The organism is Lentzea sp. NBC_00516 (assembly GCF_036346835.1).
In the GTDB taxonomy this organism is placed as follows: domain Bacteria; phylum Actinomycetota; class Actinomycetes; order Mycobacteriales; family Pseudonocardiaceae; genus Lentzea; species Lentzea sokolovensis.
In genome coordinates, this window is sequence record NZ_CP107840.1 from 524,696 (window position 1) to 543,158 (window position 18,463).

Below are 18,463 nucleotides of genomic sequence, written 5' to 3' on the forward strand. Positions count from 1 at the left end.
GGGCGGGTGAACGAGGAAATCGCAAGAGCGCTGCGCGGAACGCCGAGCCCCTTGGCGTTCCGCGCGCTTTGTGCTGCCGTGACGAGATCTGACGAGGATCTCCTCGGGTGGTGCGAGGAACAGCTCGTCTCCTGGCCCGATGAGACACGTCAGGCGCCGTACTCCTGGATCGCCGCACTGAACTCCGGTTTCGCCGCACCGGTCTGGCCGCTCGTTCGTTCGCTCGACCTGCGCAGCGCCCGCGACGGGATGCGCGACCTGGAGCTGCCGGACCCGCGGGTCCGTCCCGAGGTGCGTGCGGTGACCGGCCTGCGGCTCGCCTGGTACGACCACGACCAGGTGGCGGCACTGGCGGAGACCGCCGATCACTGGGAACACCTGCGCTCGGTCGAGTTCGCGGGTCTGTCGGAATCGGACGGGAAAGTGATCGACCGGTTCGCGGCGAGCGAGGTGGTCACCCGGCTCGAGTCGCTCTCGACGGTGCGGGTGTCAGAAGACCTGTGGCACTTCAAGATTCCGCCCCTGCGCATCGACCGGCCGACCCGGCTGCGGCACGCCGCCCTGCTCGCGCCCGACCTGATCCACCTCTTGCGGAACGGCCTCGCGCCGGACCTGAAGTCCGCCGTCGTGCTCGTGGAGAGCGCCGACGACGCACGTGATCTGGCCGGGTGCCAAGGAATCTCCGCGCTGAACCACCTCGAGATCGGGTTCCGCTGCGGCAAGGACGGCAAGCAGCCGTTGTGGGCACCGTACTTCGGCAACGTCATCGAGGCGGACGACGTCGCGTGCGAGGAGTTCTTCTCCCGCGCGACGCTCACGAACCTGCGCGGTCTCACCGTGCACGGCACCACCATGGGCATGGGCCGCGAAGGACTCGGCGCGCGAGGCGTGGCGGCGATCGTGGCCGGCGGCGTGCTCGGACAGCTCACCGAACTGACCCTCGCGGCGTTGCCCGTCGGCGACGACACGATCGCGGGCGTGCTGGGTGCCGTCGACGCCGCGATCATCGAGAAGATGGTGTTGACGAACCTCGTCGCGACCGACCGCACCGCCGGCGCGTTCGCCGAGGAGTACCCCCGGCTGCGGCATCTCGACCTCCACCAGAACCACCTCGGCCCGGACGGCGTGCGGAAGTTGTTCTCCGCACGCATGCCCGCGCTCGAACACCTCGACCTGAGCGGTGGCACGGGTGGTTCGCCGCACTACGGCCGGTCGGACGTGCAGCCGATCGGGGACGCGGGCGCACGGGCCGTCGCGGAGTCGAAGCGCCTGAGGTCGCTGAACCTCTCCGCGACCGGACTCACCGCCGCCGGGTTGACCGCGGTGCTGGAGCTGCCGCTGGAGTCCCTGACCGTGTCGGCAAACCCGTTGGGCGCCTTGCCTTCCGTGCCGGACGCGCCCGCGTGGCGCACCCTGCGGACGTTGAACCTGGACGACTGCGCCCTCGGCGACATGACGTCGTTGCCGCCGGAAGCGCCGCTGCTGGAGAGCATCTCGTTCTCGCACAACAACATCGACTCCGGCGGCGCCCGCGTGCTCGCCGAGTGGCCAGTGCTGCCCCAGTTGTGGGAACTGGGCCTGCACGACAACGTGATCGGCGACGAAGGCCTGACCGACCTGGCCCGTTCCCGTGCGGCGCAACGGCTGCTGGAACTCGACCTGGAACAGGACGTCTGGACCGCGCACCACCGCCGCGACAGCGTGCCGCTACCGGCCGAGGTCGTGGCGCGGGAGTCGTTCCCGAACCTGGACGCGCTGTACCTCGGGGTGATCGACCGCTACCACGGTGCTCGCTACTCGTGCGGGTTTCCCGCTGAGCGGCACGAGGAACTGATCAGGACCGGGCGACCGGAGCTGGCCGCGTTCCTCACGCACGTCCAGCCCTTCGAGTACCTCCCGGACGAGGACCAGGATCCGGATCCGCCCACGGAGGACTTCCGCGCCGAACGCATGGCCAAGTACGCGAAGGACTTCGCGGACGCCGAGGACTTCGCCGCCAGGATGATGTCGGACGACATCGGGTGGCCGCCCTAGGGGTCGTCCCTGATGTGCCGGGACATCGCCGCCGCTTACCTTCCTTCGCAAGGCAGGGAGGCCGCGATGAAGGCGATCGTGCAGGACAGATACGGGTCCGCGGACGTGTTGGAGCTGCAGGAGGTCGAACGGCCCGTGCCCGCGGCCGGCGAGGTGCTGGTGCGGGTGCGGGCGTCGTCGGTGAACGCCGCCGACTGGCACATCATGCGCGGCGACCCGTACTTCGCGCGGCTGTTCCTCGGGTTCAAGGGCCCGAAGACGCGGATCAGGGGGATGGACTTCGCGGGTGTGGTCGCGGAGGTCGGGCCAGGGGTGGGCGGCATGGTGCAGGTCGGGGACGAGGTGTTCGGCGAGGTCGAGGGGTCTTTCGCCGAGTACGTCCGGGTGCCCGCGAACCTGGTGGAGCACAAGCCGTCCAACCTCAGCTTCGAGCAGACGGCGACGCTGCCGCTGGCGGGCAACACCGCGTGGATGGGGTTGCGGGACCTGCGGGCGGGGCAGAAGGTGCTGATCAACGGCGCGTCCGGCGGGGTCGGGCTGATGGCGGTGCAGATCGCCAAGGCGCGCAAGGCGACCGTGACCGCCGTGTGCAGCACGCGCAACGTCGAGCAGGTGCGCTCGGTCGGCGCCGACCACGTCATCGACTACAAGACCACGGACTTCACCCGCACCGGGCAGCACTACGATGTCGTCTTCGACCTGGTGGGGAACAGGTCGATGGGGGAGTTGCGGGCGCTGCTCACCCCGGACGGCGTGCTGGTGCTGTCCGGGGGTGGCAGCTTCAGCGGTGGGGCGTTGTTCGGCCCGTACCGGCTGATCATCCAGGGCAGGCTGCTCGCGTCGTTCTCCCGGCAGCGGCTCGTGGTGCTGGAGGCCAAGCCCAGCAAGGAGAACCTGGCCGCGTTGCGGGAACTGGCCGAGTCGGGGCAGCTGGTGCCGGTGATCGAGCGGACCTACCCGCTGACCGACGCGCCGGACGCCATCCGGCACGTCGAGTCGGAGCACGCGCGGGCGAAGGTCGTCGTCACGGCCTGAACCGCTCAGCGGTAAATCCCTGGCTATTTCGGCAGCGGTGCGCCGACGATTCGGCCATGGTCGAGGTTCGAGTCAGCGGTGGAACGGTTCGGGGCGCTTCCGAGGCGGGAATGGCGGTGTTCCGCGGCATCCCGTTCGCCGCGCCACCGGTCGGTGCGGCACGTTTCGCCGCACCGCGACCCGTGGTGGCGTGGGACGGCGTGCGGGAGGCGTTGGCGTTCGGGCCGCCGCCACCGCAGGCCGGGGTGTTCGGCGTGGACGGCGTCGGAGTCGCCGGCGACGAGTGGCTGACCGTGAACGTCTGGTCGCCCGGCCTGGCAGGGGACCTGCCGGTGATGGTGTGGATCCAGGGTGGCGCCTACATGATCGGCATGTCCGGACTGCCCGAGTACGACGGCACGCGGCTGGCGTCGGACGGCGTCGTCGTGGTGACGTTCAACTACCGCGTCGGCGTCGAGGGGTTCGCGCTGATCGAGGGTGCTCCGGCGAACCGCGGCCTGCTCGACCAGGTCGCCGCGCTGGAGTGGGTGAGCGCCAACATCCGCGCGTTCGGCGGTGATCCGGCCCGCGTGACGATCTTCGGTGAGTCGGCGGGCGGAGGTTCGGTGGCGGCGTTGCTCGCCATGCCGCGCGCCAAGGGCCTGTTCCACCGCGCGATCGCGAGCAGCGTGCCGGTGGCGTTCTTCGCGCCGGACCTGGCCGCGGACATCGCCGTCGCGTGCGCCGCCGAACTCGGGCTGCGCCCCACCGTCGCCGATCTGTCCACTGTGGATCCGGAGATGCTGACGGTCGCGGGCGACGAGGTCATGACCAAGATCGGCCAGTTCTTCCGGTGGGGGCAGGCCGCGCACAAGAAGATCCCGTTCGCGGCCGTGGTGGACGGCGACGTCCTGCCGATGACGCCGTGGGAGGCGTTGGAGTCGGGTGCGGGGCGCGATGTCGAGCTGATCGCCGGGCACACGCGGGACGAGCAACGACTGCTCACCGCGCTGGAAGGAATGCTCGGCCAGGTGACCGCGGAACAGGCCGCGTGGGCGTTGGAGGTGTTCGCGCCCGGTCTCACCTATCCGGAACTGGCGCCGGAGGAGCTGTTCGAGGTGGTGTGCTCGGACTGGCTGTTCCGCATGCCGTCGCTGCACCTCGCGGAGGCCCAGGTCGCGGGTGGCGGTCGCGCGCACGTCTTCGAGCTGACGTGGGCGCCGGCCGACCGGTTCGGGGCGTGCCACGGGCTGGACGTTCCGCTGGTGTTCGGCAACCTCGGGGTCGGGGGGACCGCCGCGATCCTGGGTGACGTCACGGCGGAGACGGAGGAGGTGTCGGCGCGGATGCGGACGGCGTGGAGCGGGTTCGCGATCCACGGCGATCCCTGGCCCGCCTACGACACGACGAACCGGCTCACGCGAGTGTTCGGAGTGGAGGACGAGGTGACCGCCTATCCGGAGGAGGTCTCGCGGATGATCTGGCGGAACCACGCTTTCCGCTCGCTTTCGCTCGATCCGCGACAGTGATCCCGCGTTGCGAGTCGGCCGGTCCTGGGCCGGTGGGGAATACCTGCTCCCGGAAGGCGTTGTACGCGCCGGAAGGGAGGATCGATGAACAACGAGTTCTCGGTGCACGACAGCGCCGGCTTCAACAGCTACCAGCCCAACGGTGAGGTGGCGGCAGATCGCTGGGCGACCGTGAGGCACCTGTTCGACGCCGGCTACGTCGAGACTCCCGCTGACAAGTGGGAGCGCGCACAGCTGCTGTTCGAGTCCCACGACTACGTCAAGGCCGCGCAGTTGTTGGCGGAGGTCGTCGGCGAGGTGCCGTTCCAGACGGACCTGCACCTGCTGCTGTCCCGCGCCTACTACCACTCGGCACAGCTCGGCAAGGCCGAGGCGCAGCTCCGCGTGATCGTGGACCGCGACCCGGTCGAGCACTACGCCCACCTGCTCCTCGGACGCACCCTGGAGCGGCAGGGCCGGCCTGAGGAGGCCGCGCCCTGGCTCCGGCTCGCCGCCGCGTTCGGTGGCGAACTAGCCGACGTCTAGCTTGGCGAAGGCGCGCAACAGGCCTGGTGCGACCCGGCTGGCGAGCCGGGCCGCCTTGGCTTCGGCCGTCACCGGCACGACGGGCTTGTTGCGCCGCACGGCACGCACGATCTGGGTGGCCACGCCCTCCGGGCCGAAGCCGCGCCGGGCGTAGATCCGGGACGCGCGGTCCTGCTTGCGGCGTTCCTCCTCGGAGCTGACGCCGGAGAACGTCGTGGTCGCGGTGATGTTCGTGTTCACGACCCCAGGGCAGATGGCGCTGACGCCGATGGCGTGCGGCGCGAGCTCGGCCCGCAGGCAGTCCGAGAGCATGAACACCGCCGCCTTGCTGGTGGCGTATGCGGAGAGGATCTTCGACGGCAGATAGGCCGCCGCCGAGGACAGGTTCACGATGTGGCCGCCCTCTCCGCGTTCCACCATCAGCTCGCCGAACGCCCGGCAGCCGTGCATGACGCCCCACAGGTTGACGTCCAGCACCCGCTGCCACTGCTCCGTGGACGTCGACATGAACGACCCGGAATGGCCGATACCGGCGTTGTTCACGACGACATCGGGCACGCCGTGCTCGTCCGCGACCTGCCGCGCCCAGGCCCGTACCGCCTCCTCGGAGCGCACGTCGACCTCGTAGGCGTGGCCGTCGATCATGCCGGCGGTCTCCTTGGCCGCAGTGAAGTCCACATCGGACACCACGACCTTCGCGCCGGTCTTCGCGAACGCCACCGCCGTCGCCCGGCCGATCCCGCTGCCACCGCCCGTGATCACGACGAGCTCGCGCGGGGGAGTGGAGTCGGTGACGAACTCGCTGATCATCCGGGCGAGCGGTGCCGGGTGGCTCAGGGGTGCCCAGTGTCCAGCGGCGATCTTCCTGCGCGTCAGTGACGGCACCCAGCGTTCGAGATCGAGCGGTTCGGTGCGGATGTACCGGTCGCGAGTCGGCTGGATCACCTGTACCGGCATGGGTGCGAGGCGTTGCCGCGGCGCGCGCATGACCTGCCGGATGTTGGCCCGGTACAACGAGATTCCGCGCACCGCGTCCGATGTGATCGTGCGCGAGGGCTTGACCTGCACGCCCTCCAGCCGTTGCAGCACGCCGCCCCAGCGCGGGCCGAGGTACAGCCGCCAGAACAGCGGCGCGAGCACCGGCAGGTGGAACGCGCCGATGTACCAGGACCGGAAGAACTGCCTGATGTGAGCGATCGACAGGCCCTTCCGCGACCAGTGCCCCATGTGGTCGAGGCACGGCCCGGAGATCGAGGTGAACGTGGCGATCCGCGCGCCGGGTGTCGTCACGGCCTCCCAGGACTGGATCGAACCCCAGTCGTGGCCGACGACGTGCACCGGCTCGTCAGGGCTGACCGCGTCGATCACCGCGAACAGGTCGGCCGCCAGCCGTTCGAGCCGGTAACCGTCCTCAGTGGACGGCGGCGTCGACTCGCCGGCGCCGCGCACGTCGTACGTGACGACGCGGAAGTCCTTCTCCAACAACGCGGCCACGCGATCCCAGACCTCGTGCGTGTCCGGATACCCGTGTACCAGGACCACGGTCGGCCCGGACGTGCCGCGCACCTGCACGGCGAGTTCGACTTCCCCGGAACGCACCCTCACAGTTCCTCCAAGACGAGTCGATCACCGGTTGGCCGGTCCACGCAGATCCGCACACCGCCGACGTCGCACGTGCCGCAGAACCCCTGCCGGCACGAGTAGGCGACCGACGGGCGGAAGTCCCTGATCACGTCCAGCGCCGACCGGTCGGCCGGCACGTCGAGGGACACCCCGCTGCGGCGCAGTTCGACCGTGAACGGCCGCCCGTCGACGATCGGCGGCGGGCTGAAGCGTTCGAAGTGCAGCCAGCGCGACGAGAACTCGGCCCGCACCTGTTCGAGCATCGACGCCGGCCCGCAGCAGTACACCGCGCCACGGGGAGAAGCGTCGCCGAGCAGTGCATCGCCCCGTCCGATCCGCACGTCGACGCGTCCGACGGGTAGCTCGTCCAGGAACGGCATCGCCGCCATCGACCGCCCGCAGTACACGAGCCGCCAGTCGAGGCCCGCCCGCGCGGCCGCGTGCACCATCGGCAGGATCGCGGTGATCCCGATGCCGCCCGCCACGAACACGACGGGCCCGAGCCCGGCGAACGGGAAGGCGTTGCGCGGCCCGCGCACCTGGATCCGGTCGCCCACCTGCAAAGCCTGCACCTCGCGCGAACCGGCGCCGACCTCGCGCACCGCGATCCGGTAGGTGTTCTCGCCCGGATCGCCGCACAGCGAGTACTGGCGGCGCAGCCCGGACGGCAGGTGCAGGTCGAGGTGGCACCCCGGCTGCCAGGCGGGCAGCGCGGTCCCGCCGAACCGGAGGCTCACCACCCCGTCCGCTACTTGTGAGCGTTCGACAACGTTGAGCCACAAGGCATCCCGCGCGATGCCAGGCCGCGCCCGGCCACCGAACCGGGTGACCGCGGCGTCGTAGAGGGCGCCGAACCGCGTGAGGCCGTTCAGCATCAGTGCGCCTCGCGAGCGGCGGGGGAGGAGGCGAGGTACGCGATCGCCTGCGTCGTCGAGCCTTCCTGCTTCGGGTGGTACGCCGGGTGGAAGTACCGCAGGAACGCGCGAAGGATCTCCGACAGCTTCGGCAGCAGTCCGCGCCGGGACGCCCGCATGAACTCGCGCCAGGTGAGCCGCACCCTCGTGGTCTTGTCCGCGCGCACCATGAACCGCGCTCCGCGCACCCACAGCCCGAACAACACCGGCGCGACGAGCAACATCGTGCGCGCACGGCGCACGTATCGGCGGTCGAGGTGGCACATCAGGTCGTACGCGACGCTGCGGTGCTCGACCTCCTCGGCCGCGTGCCAGCGCAACAGGTCCAGCATCACCGGGTGGATGCCGGCCTTGTCGAGCGCGTCGGCGTTCAGCATCCAGTCGCCCAGGTAGGCGGTGAAGTGTTCGATGGCGGCGACGATCGCGACCCGTTCGAGCAACTGGTCCCGCGCCCGTCCCTCGCTCAGTCCCGGTGTGGGCGCGAGGATCCGCTGGAACACGTGCTCCATCTGCCGCGTGTACGGCCGCGGGTCCAGCCCGTTCGCCAGCAGGTGGTCGAGGACCTCGCTGTGCGCCTCGGCGTGCATGGCCTCCTGCCCGATGAACCCGAGCACGTCCTCGCGCAACGTGTCGTCGGTGATCAGCGGCACCGCCTGCTGGAACGTCCGCACGAACCACCGCTCGCCCTCGGGCAGCAGCAGGTGCAGGACGTTCATGACGTGCGTGGTCACCGGCTCGTCCGGGACCCAGTGCATCGGCAGGGTCGACCAGTCGAACTGCACGTCACGCGGCTGCAGAACGAGGTTGTCCGGCTCCATCGCAGTACCTCCGCCAATTACTACGCCAGCGTAGCTTTGTGAAAGCTACGCCACCGTAGCAATATGGTCCCGTGAACACAACGCGTCGCAAGTACGCCCGCCGCCTGCCGCCCGAGCAGCGCCGCGAGCAGCTGCTGGACGCCGCGCTGAGCCTCATTCCGGCCGGCTTCGACACGGTCACGATGGAGTCGGTCGCCAAAGAAGCCCAGGTCACCAAGCCCGTGTTGTACGACCTGTTCGCGAACAGGGGCGAACTCATCAGCGCCCTGCTCGACCGCGAGGCGGGCCGCGCGACCGAACAGGTCATCGCCGCCCTGCCCACCGACTTCGCCACGCGGTCCCCGGACGACGCCTTCGCCGACGCCGTCCGCGTCTTCGTGAACGCGGTCGTGGAGGCCCCCGACCGCTGGCGCCTCGTGCTCCTCCCGCCCGAGGGCACCCCGAACGAGTTCCGCGCTCAGGTGGAGCTGGTGAGAGCGGGCGTGCTGGCCCAGATCGAGGACCTGGCCGCGCTGGGCCTCAAGGAACTGGGCCGCCTGGACGATCTGGACTCGGCCCTGCTCGGCCACGCGATGCTCGCCCTGGCCGAGATGTCGGGCCGCCTGGTGCTCACCGACCCGGACAAGTTCACGCCGGACCGGCTGGCGGCCTTCGTGACCCGGATCGCGCACGGCCTGCGCTGAGTCGCGGCCGGGACGTCAGCCGCGCCGCGTCCGGACGTGCGTGAGCAGCGCCAGCCCGGTCGGGTCGTGGCCGACGGACACGTCGCAGCCCGGCAGCAACGCGCGCACGGCGGGCTCGTCGCGTTCGATCACCGACCAGTCCATCAGGTACTCCAGTGACCACCGGAACGGGTTCCCGGACGTGATGCTGGAGAAGTAGAACGTGCCACCCGGACGACAGAGCCGGGTCAGCACGGCCTCGGTCAGCCGCACGGCCGCGCGGTCGTTGAGGTAGTCGTACAGGCCGTTGACGAGCACGAGGTCGAACGGGCCGAGCTCGATGAGCTTCGGGAGCGCGCGGAACACGTTGCCGGAGACCGAGGTCGTGACGTCGTTGAGCGGCCCGAGCCGCTTCTCGGCCAGTTCCAGCGCGTCCGGGTCGACGTCGGTGAGCACGAACCTGTCGCCGGGCCGCAGGATGCCGGGCGGGATGAGCCGCAGGTCGGGGGCTGCGCCGGCGGCGATCACCAGGATCGAACGCGGGCCGTTGCGCGGTGCGGTGAGAGTGTCGCTGATCAGCCGGGCCTGGTGCATCACCCGGTTGCGCTGCTGCTGGGTGATCGCGGAGTTCTGCAGGTTCGTCTCGACGTGCCAGCCGAGCGTGCCCGGCGCGGCCTCGTTGGCCTGCGCCATCACGTGTTCCACCAGCTTGAAGTCGCTGGGGTAGCCGCGTGCCCACTCGTTCTCGTCGCGCATGAAGGGTGAGCGTGAACACGCCGACCGGGCGGGCTGGACGATGGCGGCGATGTCCTCGTCCGGGATGCCCGCGGCCACGCTGGTGCCGATCTGCGCGCCGAGCGTGCGCAACCGGCCTCCGACCAGCATGTGCGTCGACGGGTCGGTGAGGTTGAACTCCCTCTCACTGCGCAGGAAACCGTCAACGGCGTCGCTGAGCCGGTGCAGGACGTCTGTGGTGTGCGGGAGCACGGTCATCGAACACTTCCTCGGTGCGGCAACGGTTCGAGAGCTTGTCAGGCGCGGACGCTGATCAACAGAGTCTTTCGGGTAATACGGGGACAACCCTGCTCCGGTTCGCGGGTTGGCCTCGTGGTCCCGCTGTGCGGGAGAGCGAACTCTGGAGGCCACTCGAGAGGAGCCAGAAGATGACGGAGTGGCTGAACGAGCTCGCCGCGTGGGCGTGGGCACGGCATCACAACGAGCTCAGCTGGTACATCCGGCCGTTGTTCCTGCTGCCGTTCGCGTACTTCAGCTACAAACGCAGTGGTTGGGGACTTGTGGCGACGTTGTTGGCGCTCGCCACGAGCATGGCGTGGTTCCCCGCGCCGGAGCACCCGACCGCCGGCGCGATCGAGATGCTCGCCGCAGAACGCGAGTACCTGCTAGGCGAGTGGACGCCTGCGAAGCTCGCCGTCGGCCTGCTCGTGCCGCTGACGTTCGGCGGTCTCGCCGTGGCCTTGTGGCGGCGTTCGCTGCCGTGGGCGCTGGTCGCGATCAACGGCGGCGGCCTGTTCAAGATCGCGTGGACGTTCGTCGTGAGCGACACCGCAGGTGCGCTGCAGCACCTGTGGCCGGCGGTGGCCGGGCTGACCGTGGTGAACGTGGTCATGGTGGTCGTGTGGCGGCGACGGCAGGCGGGACACGTGGTTGCATCAGCGCATGCGCGTAGTAGTAGCTGACGACTCTGCGTTGTTCCGCGAAGGTGTCGCGCGGTTGCTGACGGACGCGGGGTTCGAGGTGGTGGCGAAGGTCGGCGACGCGGCCGAACTCCTGGCTCGCGTGCAGGCCGACCCGCCGGACGTCGTGGTCGTGGACATCCGGATGCCGCCGGGCTTCACGACCGAAGGCCTCGACGCCGCGCGGAAGATCCGCGGGACGCACCCGGAGATCGGGATCCTGGTGCTGTCGGCGCACGTCGAGCCGCACTACGCGGTGCAGCTGCTCGACTCGGACGCCCGAGGAGCCGGCTACCTGCTCAAGGATCGCGTCGCGGACACGGCGGAGCTGGCCGACGCGGTGCGGCGGGTCGTGGCGGGCGGGCTGGTGATCGATCCCGGCGTGGTGGCGACGCTGGTGGGCAGGCGGCGGGCCGGCGATCCGCTGGAGTCGTTGTCGGAACGGGAACGCGAGGTGCTCGCCGTGATGGCAGAGGGCCGGTCGAACCAGGCGATCTGCGAGCGGCTGTTCCTCAGTCCCAAGACGGTCGAGGCGTACGTGCGGTCGGTGTTCACGAAGCTCGGGCTGCACCAGGGACCCGACGACAACCGGCGGGTGCTGGCCGTGCTCGCCTACCTGCGCCGATGAGGATCCTCTGGCTGGGCACCGGGTTCCTGGCCCTGGCCGCGCTGGTGTGGGGCGGCTACGAGGTCCCGGTCCCCGCCGTGGTGCTGAACCTCGCGGTCGGGCTGGCGTTCATCGGCGCCGGCATCGAGGCCGCGGACCGGCGTCCGGACAGCCTCGCCGGCCGGCTGATGATCGCTGTCGGCCTGGCGTGGTTCGTGCGGCTGGCCGGGGCCGTCGAGACCTCCTGGGCCTACGCCGTCGGGGTCTCGACGAAGACGCTCTACCTGGCGGTGCTCGGGCATCTGCTGGTCACCTATCCGACCGGACGGATCGCGAGTCGTTGGCAGCGCGTGGTCGTGAGCGTCGCCTATCTGCTGACGGTGCCGGTCAACGTGGGTTACCTGCTGCTCACACCGTTCGACGGGCCGCAGAACATCGTGGTGATCCGTGAGGTGTCGTCGCCGGGGATCCCGGCCGTCGCGGTGGTCGTGCTCGTCGGCGGGATCGCGTTGTTCGTCGCGTTGCTGGCACGCATGATCACGCGCTGGCTGCGTGCGGGGAGCGCGGCCCGGCGTGATCTCGGGCCGGTGGTGTGGGGCGGTGCGGCGATCGTGCTCACGCTGGTCGTCACGTACGCGGCGGCGTTGCTCGGGCTGCCGGCCGCGGTGCAGGTGCCGTTGCAGTGGTCGACCGAGATCGTGCTGGTCGGGTGGCCGTTGGCGTTGCTCTACGGGTTGGTGCGGGCGCGGCTCGACCGGTCGGCGGTGGGCGAACTCGCGGTCTCTCTCGGCGCCGGGGTGCCCGACGACCTGCGTTCGGTGCTGGCGCGCACGTTGCACGATCCGTCGTTGGAGATCGTGTACGGCGAGATGGCGCCGACCTCTCGTGGCGTCACGTACCTCGAAGCGGGAGGGACACGGCTGGCGGCGCTCGTGCACGATCCGGCGCTGGACCCGTCGTTCGTGCGGGCGGTCGCGGCGAGTGCGGCTTTGGCCGTGCAGAACGAGTCGCGGGCGCGGCGGATCGTGGAGGCCGCCGACGAAGCACGCCGCCAGGTCGAACGCGACCTGCACGACGGCGCCCAGCAGCGACTGGTGTCGGTGCTGCTCACCTTGCGGCTGGCCGAGAACTCGCCCGAGCTTCTCGCCGCCGCCCGTGAGGAGCTGGCCAGGGCGCTGGACGAATTGCGCGAACTCGCCCGCGGCATCTACCCGGTGCTGCTCAGCGACGCCGGACTAGGTCCCGCGCTGCTCTCGCTGGCCGAGCGGTCGGCTGTTCCGGCGGTGCTCACCGGCGTCCCGTCGGCCAGGCTCTCCGCCGTCGCCGAACGCACCTGCTACTTCGTGGTCGCCGAAGCGCTCACCAACGCGGCAAAGCACGCCAGGGCCGGCGAGGTGCTGATCGAGGTCACCTGCGTGGACGGCATGGTCACAGTCGATGTGAGCGACAACGGAACCGGTGGCGCCGACACGTCCGGCTCCGGGCTGCGCGGGCTGGACGACCGGGTGGCGGCGGTCGGCGGACGGCTGACCGTGCGCTCCGTCGCGGGTGAAGGGACCTCGGTGCGGGCGGAGTTCAGCGACCCGCGGCGGTGATGGCGTCCGCGATCGCCTGGTGGCCTGCCGGCGTCGGGTGCACGTCGGTGTCCTCGCAGATGTAGGTGAGCGTGCACACCTCGGCGACCGAGACCGGGATCTGGCCGTACTTCGGGTCCTCGGTCAGGTCGGTCAACGCCCCGTAGCCGCCGGTCGTGCCGGTGACGTCGATGAACTTCGCGCCGAACTTCGCGTACTCCGCCGCGATCTCGCTGTTGAAGTCCTCGTACAACGTGACCGACGTGCGCGCGAGGTCCTCGCCGTTCGGGAGCGCGGGGTTCACCCACGCGCCGAGGAACACGTCCGGGTAGCCCAGCCCGACGATCCGCACGTCCGGCGCCACCTCGCGGAACCTGGTCAGCGCGGTGGCGATGTTGATCCTGGTGTCGGTGATCGCCGACGTCGCGCACTCGGCCGGGTCCTGGGCCACCGCGCACGGTTCCAGCAGGTCGTTGCTGCCGATCACCATCGTGACCAGGTCTACCTGGCCGGTGCGCAACGTGTCGACGGTGACGTCGACCTGGGTCCGGTCGCCTGCCTCCGGTTCGCACGCCTGCGAGGAGAGCAGGTCGGCGGAGGTGGCTCCGTTGCAGGCGACGCTGACCAGCCCGAGACCGGACTGCCTGGCGACGATCTGGGCGAAGCTCTCGCCGGTGCCGTTCGGCCCGAGTCCGGTGGCGTAGGAGTCGCCGAGCGATACGTACAGCCGTTGCCCGGCCTCGACGGTGCTGGTCGCAGGAGGTGCGCTCGCGGAACACGAGGCCACCAGCAGCGTCAACGCAGAGGTCAGGACCAGCGAGAACCTCTGCACACCTGCTCCTCGTCCCCGTGCGAACCGACCTGCCGAGGGTACGAGATCGCCCGTGAGGCCGTCGTGATCAACGTCCCGCGGCGGTGACGGCCTCCGCGATCGCCTGGTGACCGGCGGGCGTCGGGTGCACGTCGGTGCGGTCGCAGAAGTAGGTGAGCGTGCACACCTTGGCCACGGAGGCGGGGATCTGGCCGTACTTCGGGTCCTGGGTCAGCTCGGTCAGCGCGCCGTAGCCGCCGGTCGAGTCCGTGACGTCCGCGAACTCGGCACCGAACCTGCCGTACTGGGCCGCGATCTTGGTGTTGAAGTCCTGGAACATCGTGACCGACAACCGGGCGAGGTTCTTGCCGTTGGGGAACGACGGGTTCACCCACGCGCCGAGGAACACGTCCGGGTAGGTCAGCCCGACGATCTTGACGTCCGGCGCGGCCTCCCGCAGCTCGGTGAGCGTGCCGGCGACGTTGGTCTGGATGTCGGCGACGGTCCTGGTCGCGCACTCCAGCGGTTCCTGCGACAGCGCGCACGGCGCCAGGTCGTTGCCGCCGATCACCACCGTGACCAGGCCCGCCTTCTTGCCGCGCAACGCCTCCACCGCGGCGTCGAGCTGGGTCTTGCCGCCGGCGTCGGGCCCGCAGGCCGGTTTGGAGGCGAGATCGGCGGACGTGGCGCCGTTGCAGGCCAGGTTGATCAGCTTGAGGCCGGACTGCTTCGCGACGATCTGCGCGAAGCTCTCGCTCGCGCCGCCCGGCCCGAAGCCGGTCGCGTAGGAGTCACCGATCGACACGTAGACCTGCTCGGCCGGTGGTGGGGCGCTGCTGCCGGACGTGGGCGCCGGAGTGTTCGCGGGCGGCGTCGAGGTGCACGCCGTCAGCGTTACGAGCAACGCCGCGACCAGGGCGAACCTCGGCACACCTGACTCCTGTTCTTCGGAGGCTGATGTACCGAGGCTACGGAACCGCCCGTGTGGGTCCTGTCAGCGGAAGCCGCGCAACCGCAGGCTGTTGCTCACCACGAACACCGACGAGAACGCCATCGCCGCGCCCGCGATCATCGGGTTGAGCAGGCCCAACGCCGCCAACGGCAGCGCGGCGACGTTGTACGCGAACGCCCAGAACAGGTTGCCCTTGATCGTTGTGAGCGTGCGCCGCGCCAGCCTGATCGCGTCCACGGCGGCCCTCAGGTCGCCGCGCACCAGCGTGAGGTCGCTGGCCTCGATCGCGACGTCCGTGCCGGTGCCCATCGCGAGGCCCAGGTCGGCCTGGGCGAGCGCGGCGGCGTCGTTCACGCCATCGCCGATCATCGCCACGACGCGCCCCTCGTCCTGCAGGCGCTTCACGACGTCGACCTTGTCGGCCGGCAGCACCTCGGCGATGACCTCGTCGATGCCGACCTCGGCGGCCACGGCTTCCGCCGCCGCCCTGTTGTCGCCGGTCAGCAGCACCGGACGCAGCCCGAGCCCGCGGAGACCCTCGACGGCTTCCTTCGACGTGGGCTTCATCGTGTCCGCGACCACCAGCACGCCACGGGCCTTGCCGTCCCACGCGACCAGGACTGCCGTGCGTCCCTGCCGTTCGGCCGCTTGCTTGGCCTCGGTGAGGCGCGCGTCGAGCTTGACGCTCCAGTCGTTCAGCAGGCGTTCCCGGCCGACGAGCACCGCGTGAGCGTTCACCACCCCTTGCACGCCAAGGCCTTCGACGTTCTGGAAGTCCTCGACAGGAGGCACGTCACCCGCTGCCTGGGTGACGGCCCTGGCGATCGGGTGCTCGGACGCGTTCTCCAGCGCTCCGGCGAGCTTCAGGACCTCGTCCTCGTCCTCGCCTTCCGCGGTGTGAACGCTCACCAGGCTCATCTGCCCGGTCGTCACGGTGCCGGTCTTGTCGAGCACCACGGTGTCGACTCGGCGGGTGGACTCCAGCACCTCCGGCCCCTTGATCAGGATGCCGAGCTGGGCGCCCCGCCCGGTGCCGACGAGCAGCGCGGTCGGCGTGGCCAGGCCCAGCGCGCACGGGCAGGCGATGATCAGCACCGCCACCGCGGCCGTGAACGCCGCCCCCGCACCGCCGCCCGTGCCGAGCCAGAAGCCCAGCGTGCCCACGGCGAGTGCGATCACGATCGGCACGAACACGGCGGAGATCCGGTCCGCGAGGCGTTGCACCTCGGCCTTGCCGTTCTGCGCCTCCTCGACTAGCCTCGCCATCTGCGCGAGCTGCGTGTCCGACCCGATCCGTGTCGCCCGCACGACGAGCCGTCCGCCCGCGTTGACCGTCGCGCCCGCCACCGCGTCACCGGGCCGGACCTCGACCGGCACCGACTCGCCGGTGAGCATGCTCGCGTCGACCGCGGAGCTGCCTTCCTCGATGACGCCGTCGGTGGCGATCTTCTCGCCCGGCCGGACGACGAACCTGTCGCCGACCTCGAGTTCGCTGGTCGGGATGCGGACTTCGCGGTCGTTCCTGATGACCGCGACGTCCTTGGCGCCGAGTTCGAGCAACGCCGTCAACGCCGCACCCGCGCGCCGCTTGGACCGCGCCTCGAAGTACCGCCCGGCCAGGATGAACGTCGTGACGCCCGCCGCGACCTCGAGGTAGATGTTGCCGGTCCCGGCCATCCGTTCGACGGTGAACGTGAACCCGTGCGTCATGCCGGGAGTGCCCGCGGTGCCCAGGAACAGCGCGTAGAGCGACCAAAGGAACGCCGAGCCCACGCCGATGGAGATCAGCGTGTCCATCGTGGCGGCGCCGTGCTTGAAGTTCGTCCACGCCGCCTTGTGGAACGGCCACGCGGCATACGTGACGACCGGGCCGGCGAGAGCCAGCGACAACCACTGCCAGTACGTGAACTGCAGCGCCGGGATCATCGCCAGTGCGATCACCGGGATCGACAGCACGGCGGACGTGATCAGCCGCTGCCGCAACGTCTTCGTCGTGGCGTCCTCGGTGTTCTGAGCCGGCGCGGCTTGAGTCGGCGCGGCCGGGAGTTCGGCGGTGTAGCCGGTGTCCTCGACGACCTTCACCAGGTCGGCGGGCGTGAGGTCTCCCGCGTAGCTGACGCGTGCCTTCTCGGTGGCGTAGTTGACCGAGGCCTCGACGCCGTCCAGCTTGTTGAGCTTGCGCTCGATCCGCGCCGCGCAGGAAGCGCAGGTCATGCCGCCGATCGAGAGTTCGATGGTGTCAGTGGCCATGACCGCCCTCCCCGTGGGTCGTGAGCGTGAACTCCGCCGTGCGGACCACGTTGTCGTGCTGGAAGTCCAGGAACAGGCGGTACTTTCCGGCTGTCGGCACCTCGACCGCGAACTTCACCTGGTCGCTTTGTTCGGGGTGCACGTGCAGGTAGGCCAGGTCGGATGCCCGCAGCGCTACCAGGTGGCCCTTGGCGCCCAGGTAGTTCTGGAGGTCTGTCACCTTCTTGCCGTTCTTGGTGATTTCTATCGTGACGGTCGATGCCTTGCCCGCGTTGAGTTCTCCGGTGAGGGATACCTCGTAGCCGTCCACGGTGAACGTGCTGCTGTTGATGTGGTTCTGGGGGCGGTAGTCGCCCGGTATCTGGATGTCCGCGCCCAGTGTGGTCTTGGGGCCGTCCTCTGGTTTGAAGTCGGCGAACACTCGGTAGCTGCCAGCTTGTGGGAGGGTGAGAGGGATCGACCAGGTGCCGTCCGGGGCCATGGTCGGGTGGACGTGCTGGAAGTTCGAGCCGTCTCGGCGGACGATGATCAGGTGCAGGCGTTTTTCGTGTTCTACGGCGAACTTCGTGACCGGTCGTCCGTCTGGGCCTTCGATTTGGAAGGCCAGTGACTTGTTCTCGTTCAGCCGTAGCGTGTAGCCGTTGTCCGAAACGGACAGTCCTGGTGGGAGCTTGGACTGTGTCTCGTCGTGGGTGCCGCTGCCGTGTGAGGCTTCTTCGGTGTGTGTCGGCGGTGTTTCGGGTGGGCCGGTTGCCGCGCCTGCTGCCCAGGTGCCGGTGAAGATCGCCGCCAGCGTTGCGGCGTAGAGGGCTACCTTGTATCCGGTCTTCATCGGACCGGGGAGATGCTGGTGATCGTTGCCTTGCTCATGGGCCTTCTCCTCGCGGTTTAGGAGCGGACCAGGCGGGCGATTGCGTCACTGGCTTCCGCGATCTTCGCGTCGGCTTCGGTGCCGCCTGCTGTGATGGCCTGGCTCACGCAGTGCTTGAGGTGCTCGTCGAGCAGCCCCAGTGAGACCGCCTGCAACGCCCTGGTGGCCGCGGAGATCTGAGTGAGCACGTCGATGCAGTACTCGTCTGTTTCGATCATCCGTTGCAAGCCGCGGACCTGGCCTTCGATTCTCCGGAGGCGGCGTAGGTGGGAGGCCTTTGTTTGGGCGTAGCCGTGCATGTCTCGCTCCTTCTCCGGCCACCGCGCGGCCGGGTGGTCATGCCGGGGGAGCGGTGGGCTCTGGCCTTATTTATACCCTAGGGGGGTATGGGTATGTCAAAGGGTGCCGGTTGTGCTCCCCCTGGCTGGCGGGTTGCGACCGGGTGGGCGGCGGGCTTGCGGGTGGCGACCTTGCGGGCGGCGGGCTGGCGGGTTGCGACCGGGCGGGTGGTCACCTTGCGGGCGGCCGGCTTGCGTTGGGTGCTTCCCCTGGGGGCTCTGCCCCCAGACCCCCGGCAATCTGATC

17 protein-coding genes are annotated in these 18,463 nt (G+C 69.8%); 8 read left to right on the forward strand and 9 right to left on the reverse strand.

From position 1 onward, the window contains the following. Nucleotides 1-6 precede the first annotated feature (6 nt). From OG205_RS02480 to OG205_RS02495, 4 genes are all read left to right on the forward strand, one after another. Nucleotides 7-2,034: a hypothetical protein gene (locus tag OG205_RS02480; RefSeq protein WP_330274579.1), complete on the forward strand. Its 2,028-nt coding sequence runs from the start codon at nucleotides 7-9 to the stop codon at nucleotides 2,032-2,034. A 66-nt stretch (nucleotides 2,035-2,100) separates the two neighbouring features. Beyond that, on the forward strand, nucleotides 2,101-3,069 hold the full coding sequence (locus OG205_RS02485) for an NAD(P)-dependent alcohol dehydrogenase (RefSeq protein ID WP_330274580.1): 969 nt from the start codon (nucleotides 2,101-2,103) through the stop codon (nucleotides 3,067-3,069). 56 nt (nucleotides 3,070-3,125) lie between these two features. Continuing rightward, nucleotides 3,126-4,577: a carboxylesterase/lipase family protein gene (locus OG205_RS02490; RefSeq protein WP_330274581.1), complete on the forward strand. Its 1,452-nt coding sequence runs from the start codon at nucleotides 3,126-3,128 to the stop codon at nucleotides 4,575-4,577. An 84-nt stretch (nucleotides 4,578-4,661) separates the two neighbouring features. After that, complete coding sequence (locus tag OG205_RS02495) at nucleotides 4,662-5,102, forward strand: tetratricopeptide repeat protein (protein ID WP_330274582.1); 441 nt, start codon at nucleotides 4,662-4,664, stop codon at nucleotides 5,100-5,102. On the opposite strand, the gene OG205_RS02500 is transcribed toward OG205_RS02495, so the two are convergent. The 3 genes from OG205_RS02500 to OG205_RS02510 are packed head-to-tail and all read right to left on the reverse strand — an operon-like array spanning nucleotide 5,088 to nucleotide 8,457. Further along, entirely contained in the window at nucleotides 5,088-6,701 is a 1,614-nt protein-coding gene (locus OG205_RS02500; RefSeq protein ID WP_330274583.1) for an SDR family oxidoreductase, read from the reverse strand. The genes OG205_RS02495 and OG205_RS02500 overlap by 15 nt on opposite strands. A gap of 2 nt (nucleotides 6,702-6,703) precedes the next feature. Then, nucleotides 6,704-7,600 carry a PDR/VanB family oxidoreductase gene (locus tag OG205_RS02505; protein ID WP_330274584.1) on the reverse strand — a complete coding sequence of 299 codons (897 nt, stop codon included), beginning with the start codon at nucleotides 7,598-7,600 and terminating at the stop codon, nucleotides 6,704-6,706. After that, the gene (locus OG205_RS02510; RefSeq protein ID WP_330274585.1) at nucleotides 7,600-8,457 is read right to left on the reverse strand and encodes a metal-dependent hydrolase; all 858 of its coding nucleotides are present in this window, start codon (nucleotides 8,455-8,457) and stop codon (nucleotides 7,600-7,602) included. The genes OG205_RS02505 and OG205_RS02510 overlap by 1 nt, the downstream gene beginning before the upstream one ends. A 71-nt stretch (nucleotides 8,458-8,528) precedes the next feature. Between OG205_RS02510 and OG205_RS02515 the strand changes: the two genes are divergently transcribed. Further along, the gene (locus OG205_RS02515; protein ID WP_330274586.1) at nucleotides 8,529-9,140 is read left to right on the forward strand and encodes a TetR/AcrR family transcriptional regulator; all 612 of its coding nucleotides are present in this window, start codon (nucleotides 8,529-8,531) and stop codon (nucleotides 9,138-9,140) included. A 15-nt stretch (nucleotides 9,141-9,155) separates the two neighbouring features. On the opposite strand, the gene OG205_RS02520 is transcribed toward OG205_RS02515, so the two are convergent. After that, complete coding sequence (locus OG205_RS02520) at nucleotides 9,156-10,112, reverse strand: class I SAM-dependent methyltransferase (protein ID WP_330274587.1); 957 nt, start codon at nucleotides 10,110-10,112, stop codon at nucleotides 9,156-9,158. A gap of 170 nt (nucleotides 10,113-10,282) precedes the next feature. Here OG205_RS02520 and OG205_RS02525 point away from each other — a divergent pair, with 170 nt between their 5' ends. Genes OG205_RS02525 through OG205_RS02535 form a run of 3 tightly spaced genes read left to right on the forward strand, consistent with a single transcriptional unit; the run spans nucleotide 10,283 to nucleotide 13,015 of the window. Next, the gene (locus OG205_RS02525; RefSeq protein WP_330274588.1) at nucleotides 10,283-10,816 is read left to right on the forward strand and encodes a hypothetical protein; all 534 of its coding nucleotides are present in this window, start codon (nucleotides 10,283-10,285) and stop codon (nucleotides 10,814-10,816) included. After that, nucleotides 10,797-11,441 carry a response regulator transcription factor gene (locus OG205_RS02530; protein WP_330274589.1) on the forward strand — a complete coding sequence of 215 codons (645 nt, stop codon included), beginning with the start codon at nucleotides 10,797-10,799 and terminating at the stop codon, nucleotides 11,439-11,441. The genes OG205_RS02525 and OG205_RS02530 overlap by 20 nt, the downstream gene beginning before the upstream one ends. Beyond that, entirely contained in the window at nucleotides 11,438-13,015 is a 1,578-nt protein-coding gene (locus OG205_RS02535) for a sensor histidine kinase (protein WP_330274590.1), read from the forward strand. Before OG205_RS02530 ends, OG205_RS02535 begins: the two co-directional genes overlap by 4 nt. Here OG205_RS02535 and OG205_RS02540 read toward each other — a convergent pair. The 5 genes from OG205_RS02540 to OG205_RS02560 form a co-directional block, all read right to left on the reverse strand. Next, the gene (locus OG205_RS02540; RefSeq protein WP_330274591.1) at nucleotides 12,996-13,826 is read right to left on the reverse strand and encodes an SGNH/GDSL hydrolase family protein; all 831 of its coding nucleotides are present in this window, start codon (nucleotides 13,824-13,826) and stop codon (nucleotides 12,996-12,998) included. The two genes, OG205_RS02535 and OG205_RS02540, sit on opposite strands and share 20 nt — an antisense overlap. A gap of 67 nt (nucleotides 13,827-13,893) precedes the next feature. Beyond that, nucleotides 13,894-14,736 (reverse strand): SGNH/GDSL hydrolase family protein, encoded by an 843-nt coding sequence (locus OG205_RS02545; protein ID WP_330274592.1) that lies wholly within the window; start codon nucleotides 14,734-14,736, stop codon nucleotides 13,894-13,896. 63 nt (nucleotides 14,737-14,799) lie between these two features. Continuing rightward, nucleotides 14,800-17,007 carry a heavy metal translocating P-type ATPase gene (locus OG205_RS02550; RefSeq protein WP_330274593.1) on the reverse strand — a complete coding sequence of 736 codons (2,208 nt, stop codon included), beginning with the start codon at nucleotides 17,005-17,007 and terminating at the stop codon, nucleotides 14,800-14,802. Next, the gene (locus OG205_RS02555; RefSeq protein WP_330274594.1) at nucleotides 16,997-17,839 is read right to left on the reverse strand and encodes a hypothetical protein; all 843 of its coding nucleotides are present in this window, start codon (nucleotides 17,837-17,839) and stop codon (nucleotides 16,997-16,999) included. Before OG205_RS02555 ends, OG205_RS02550 begins: the two co-directional genes overlap by 11 nt. Before the next feature lie 56 nt (nucleotides 17,840-17,895). Further along, nucleotides 17,896-18,177, reverse strand: a complete 282-nt coding sequence (locus tag OG205_RS02560) for a metal-sensitive transcriptional regulator (protein ID WP_330274595.1) — start codon at nucleotides 18,175-18,177, stop codon at nucleotides 17,896-17,898. Nucleotides 18,178-18,463 lie beyond the last annotated feature (286 nt).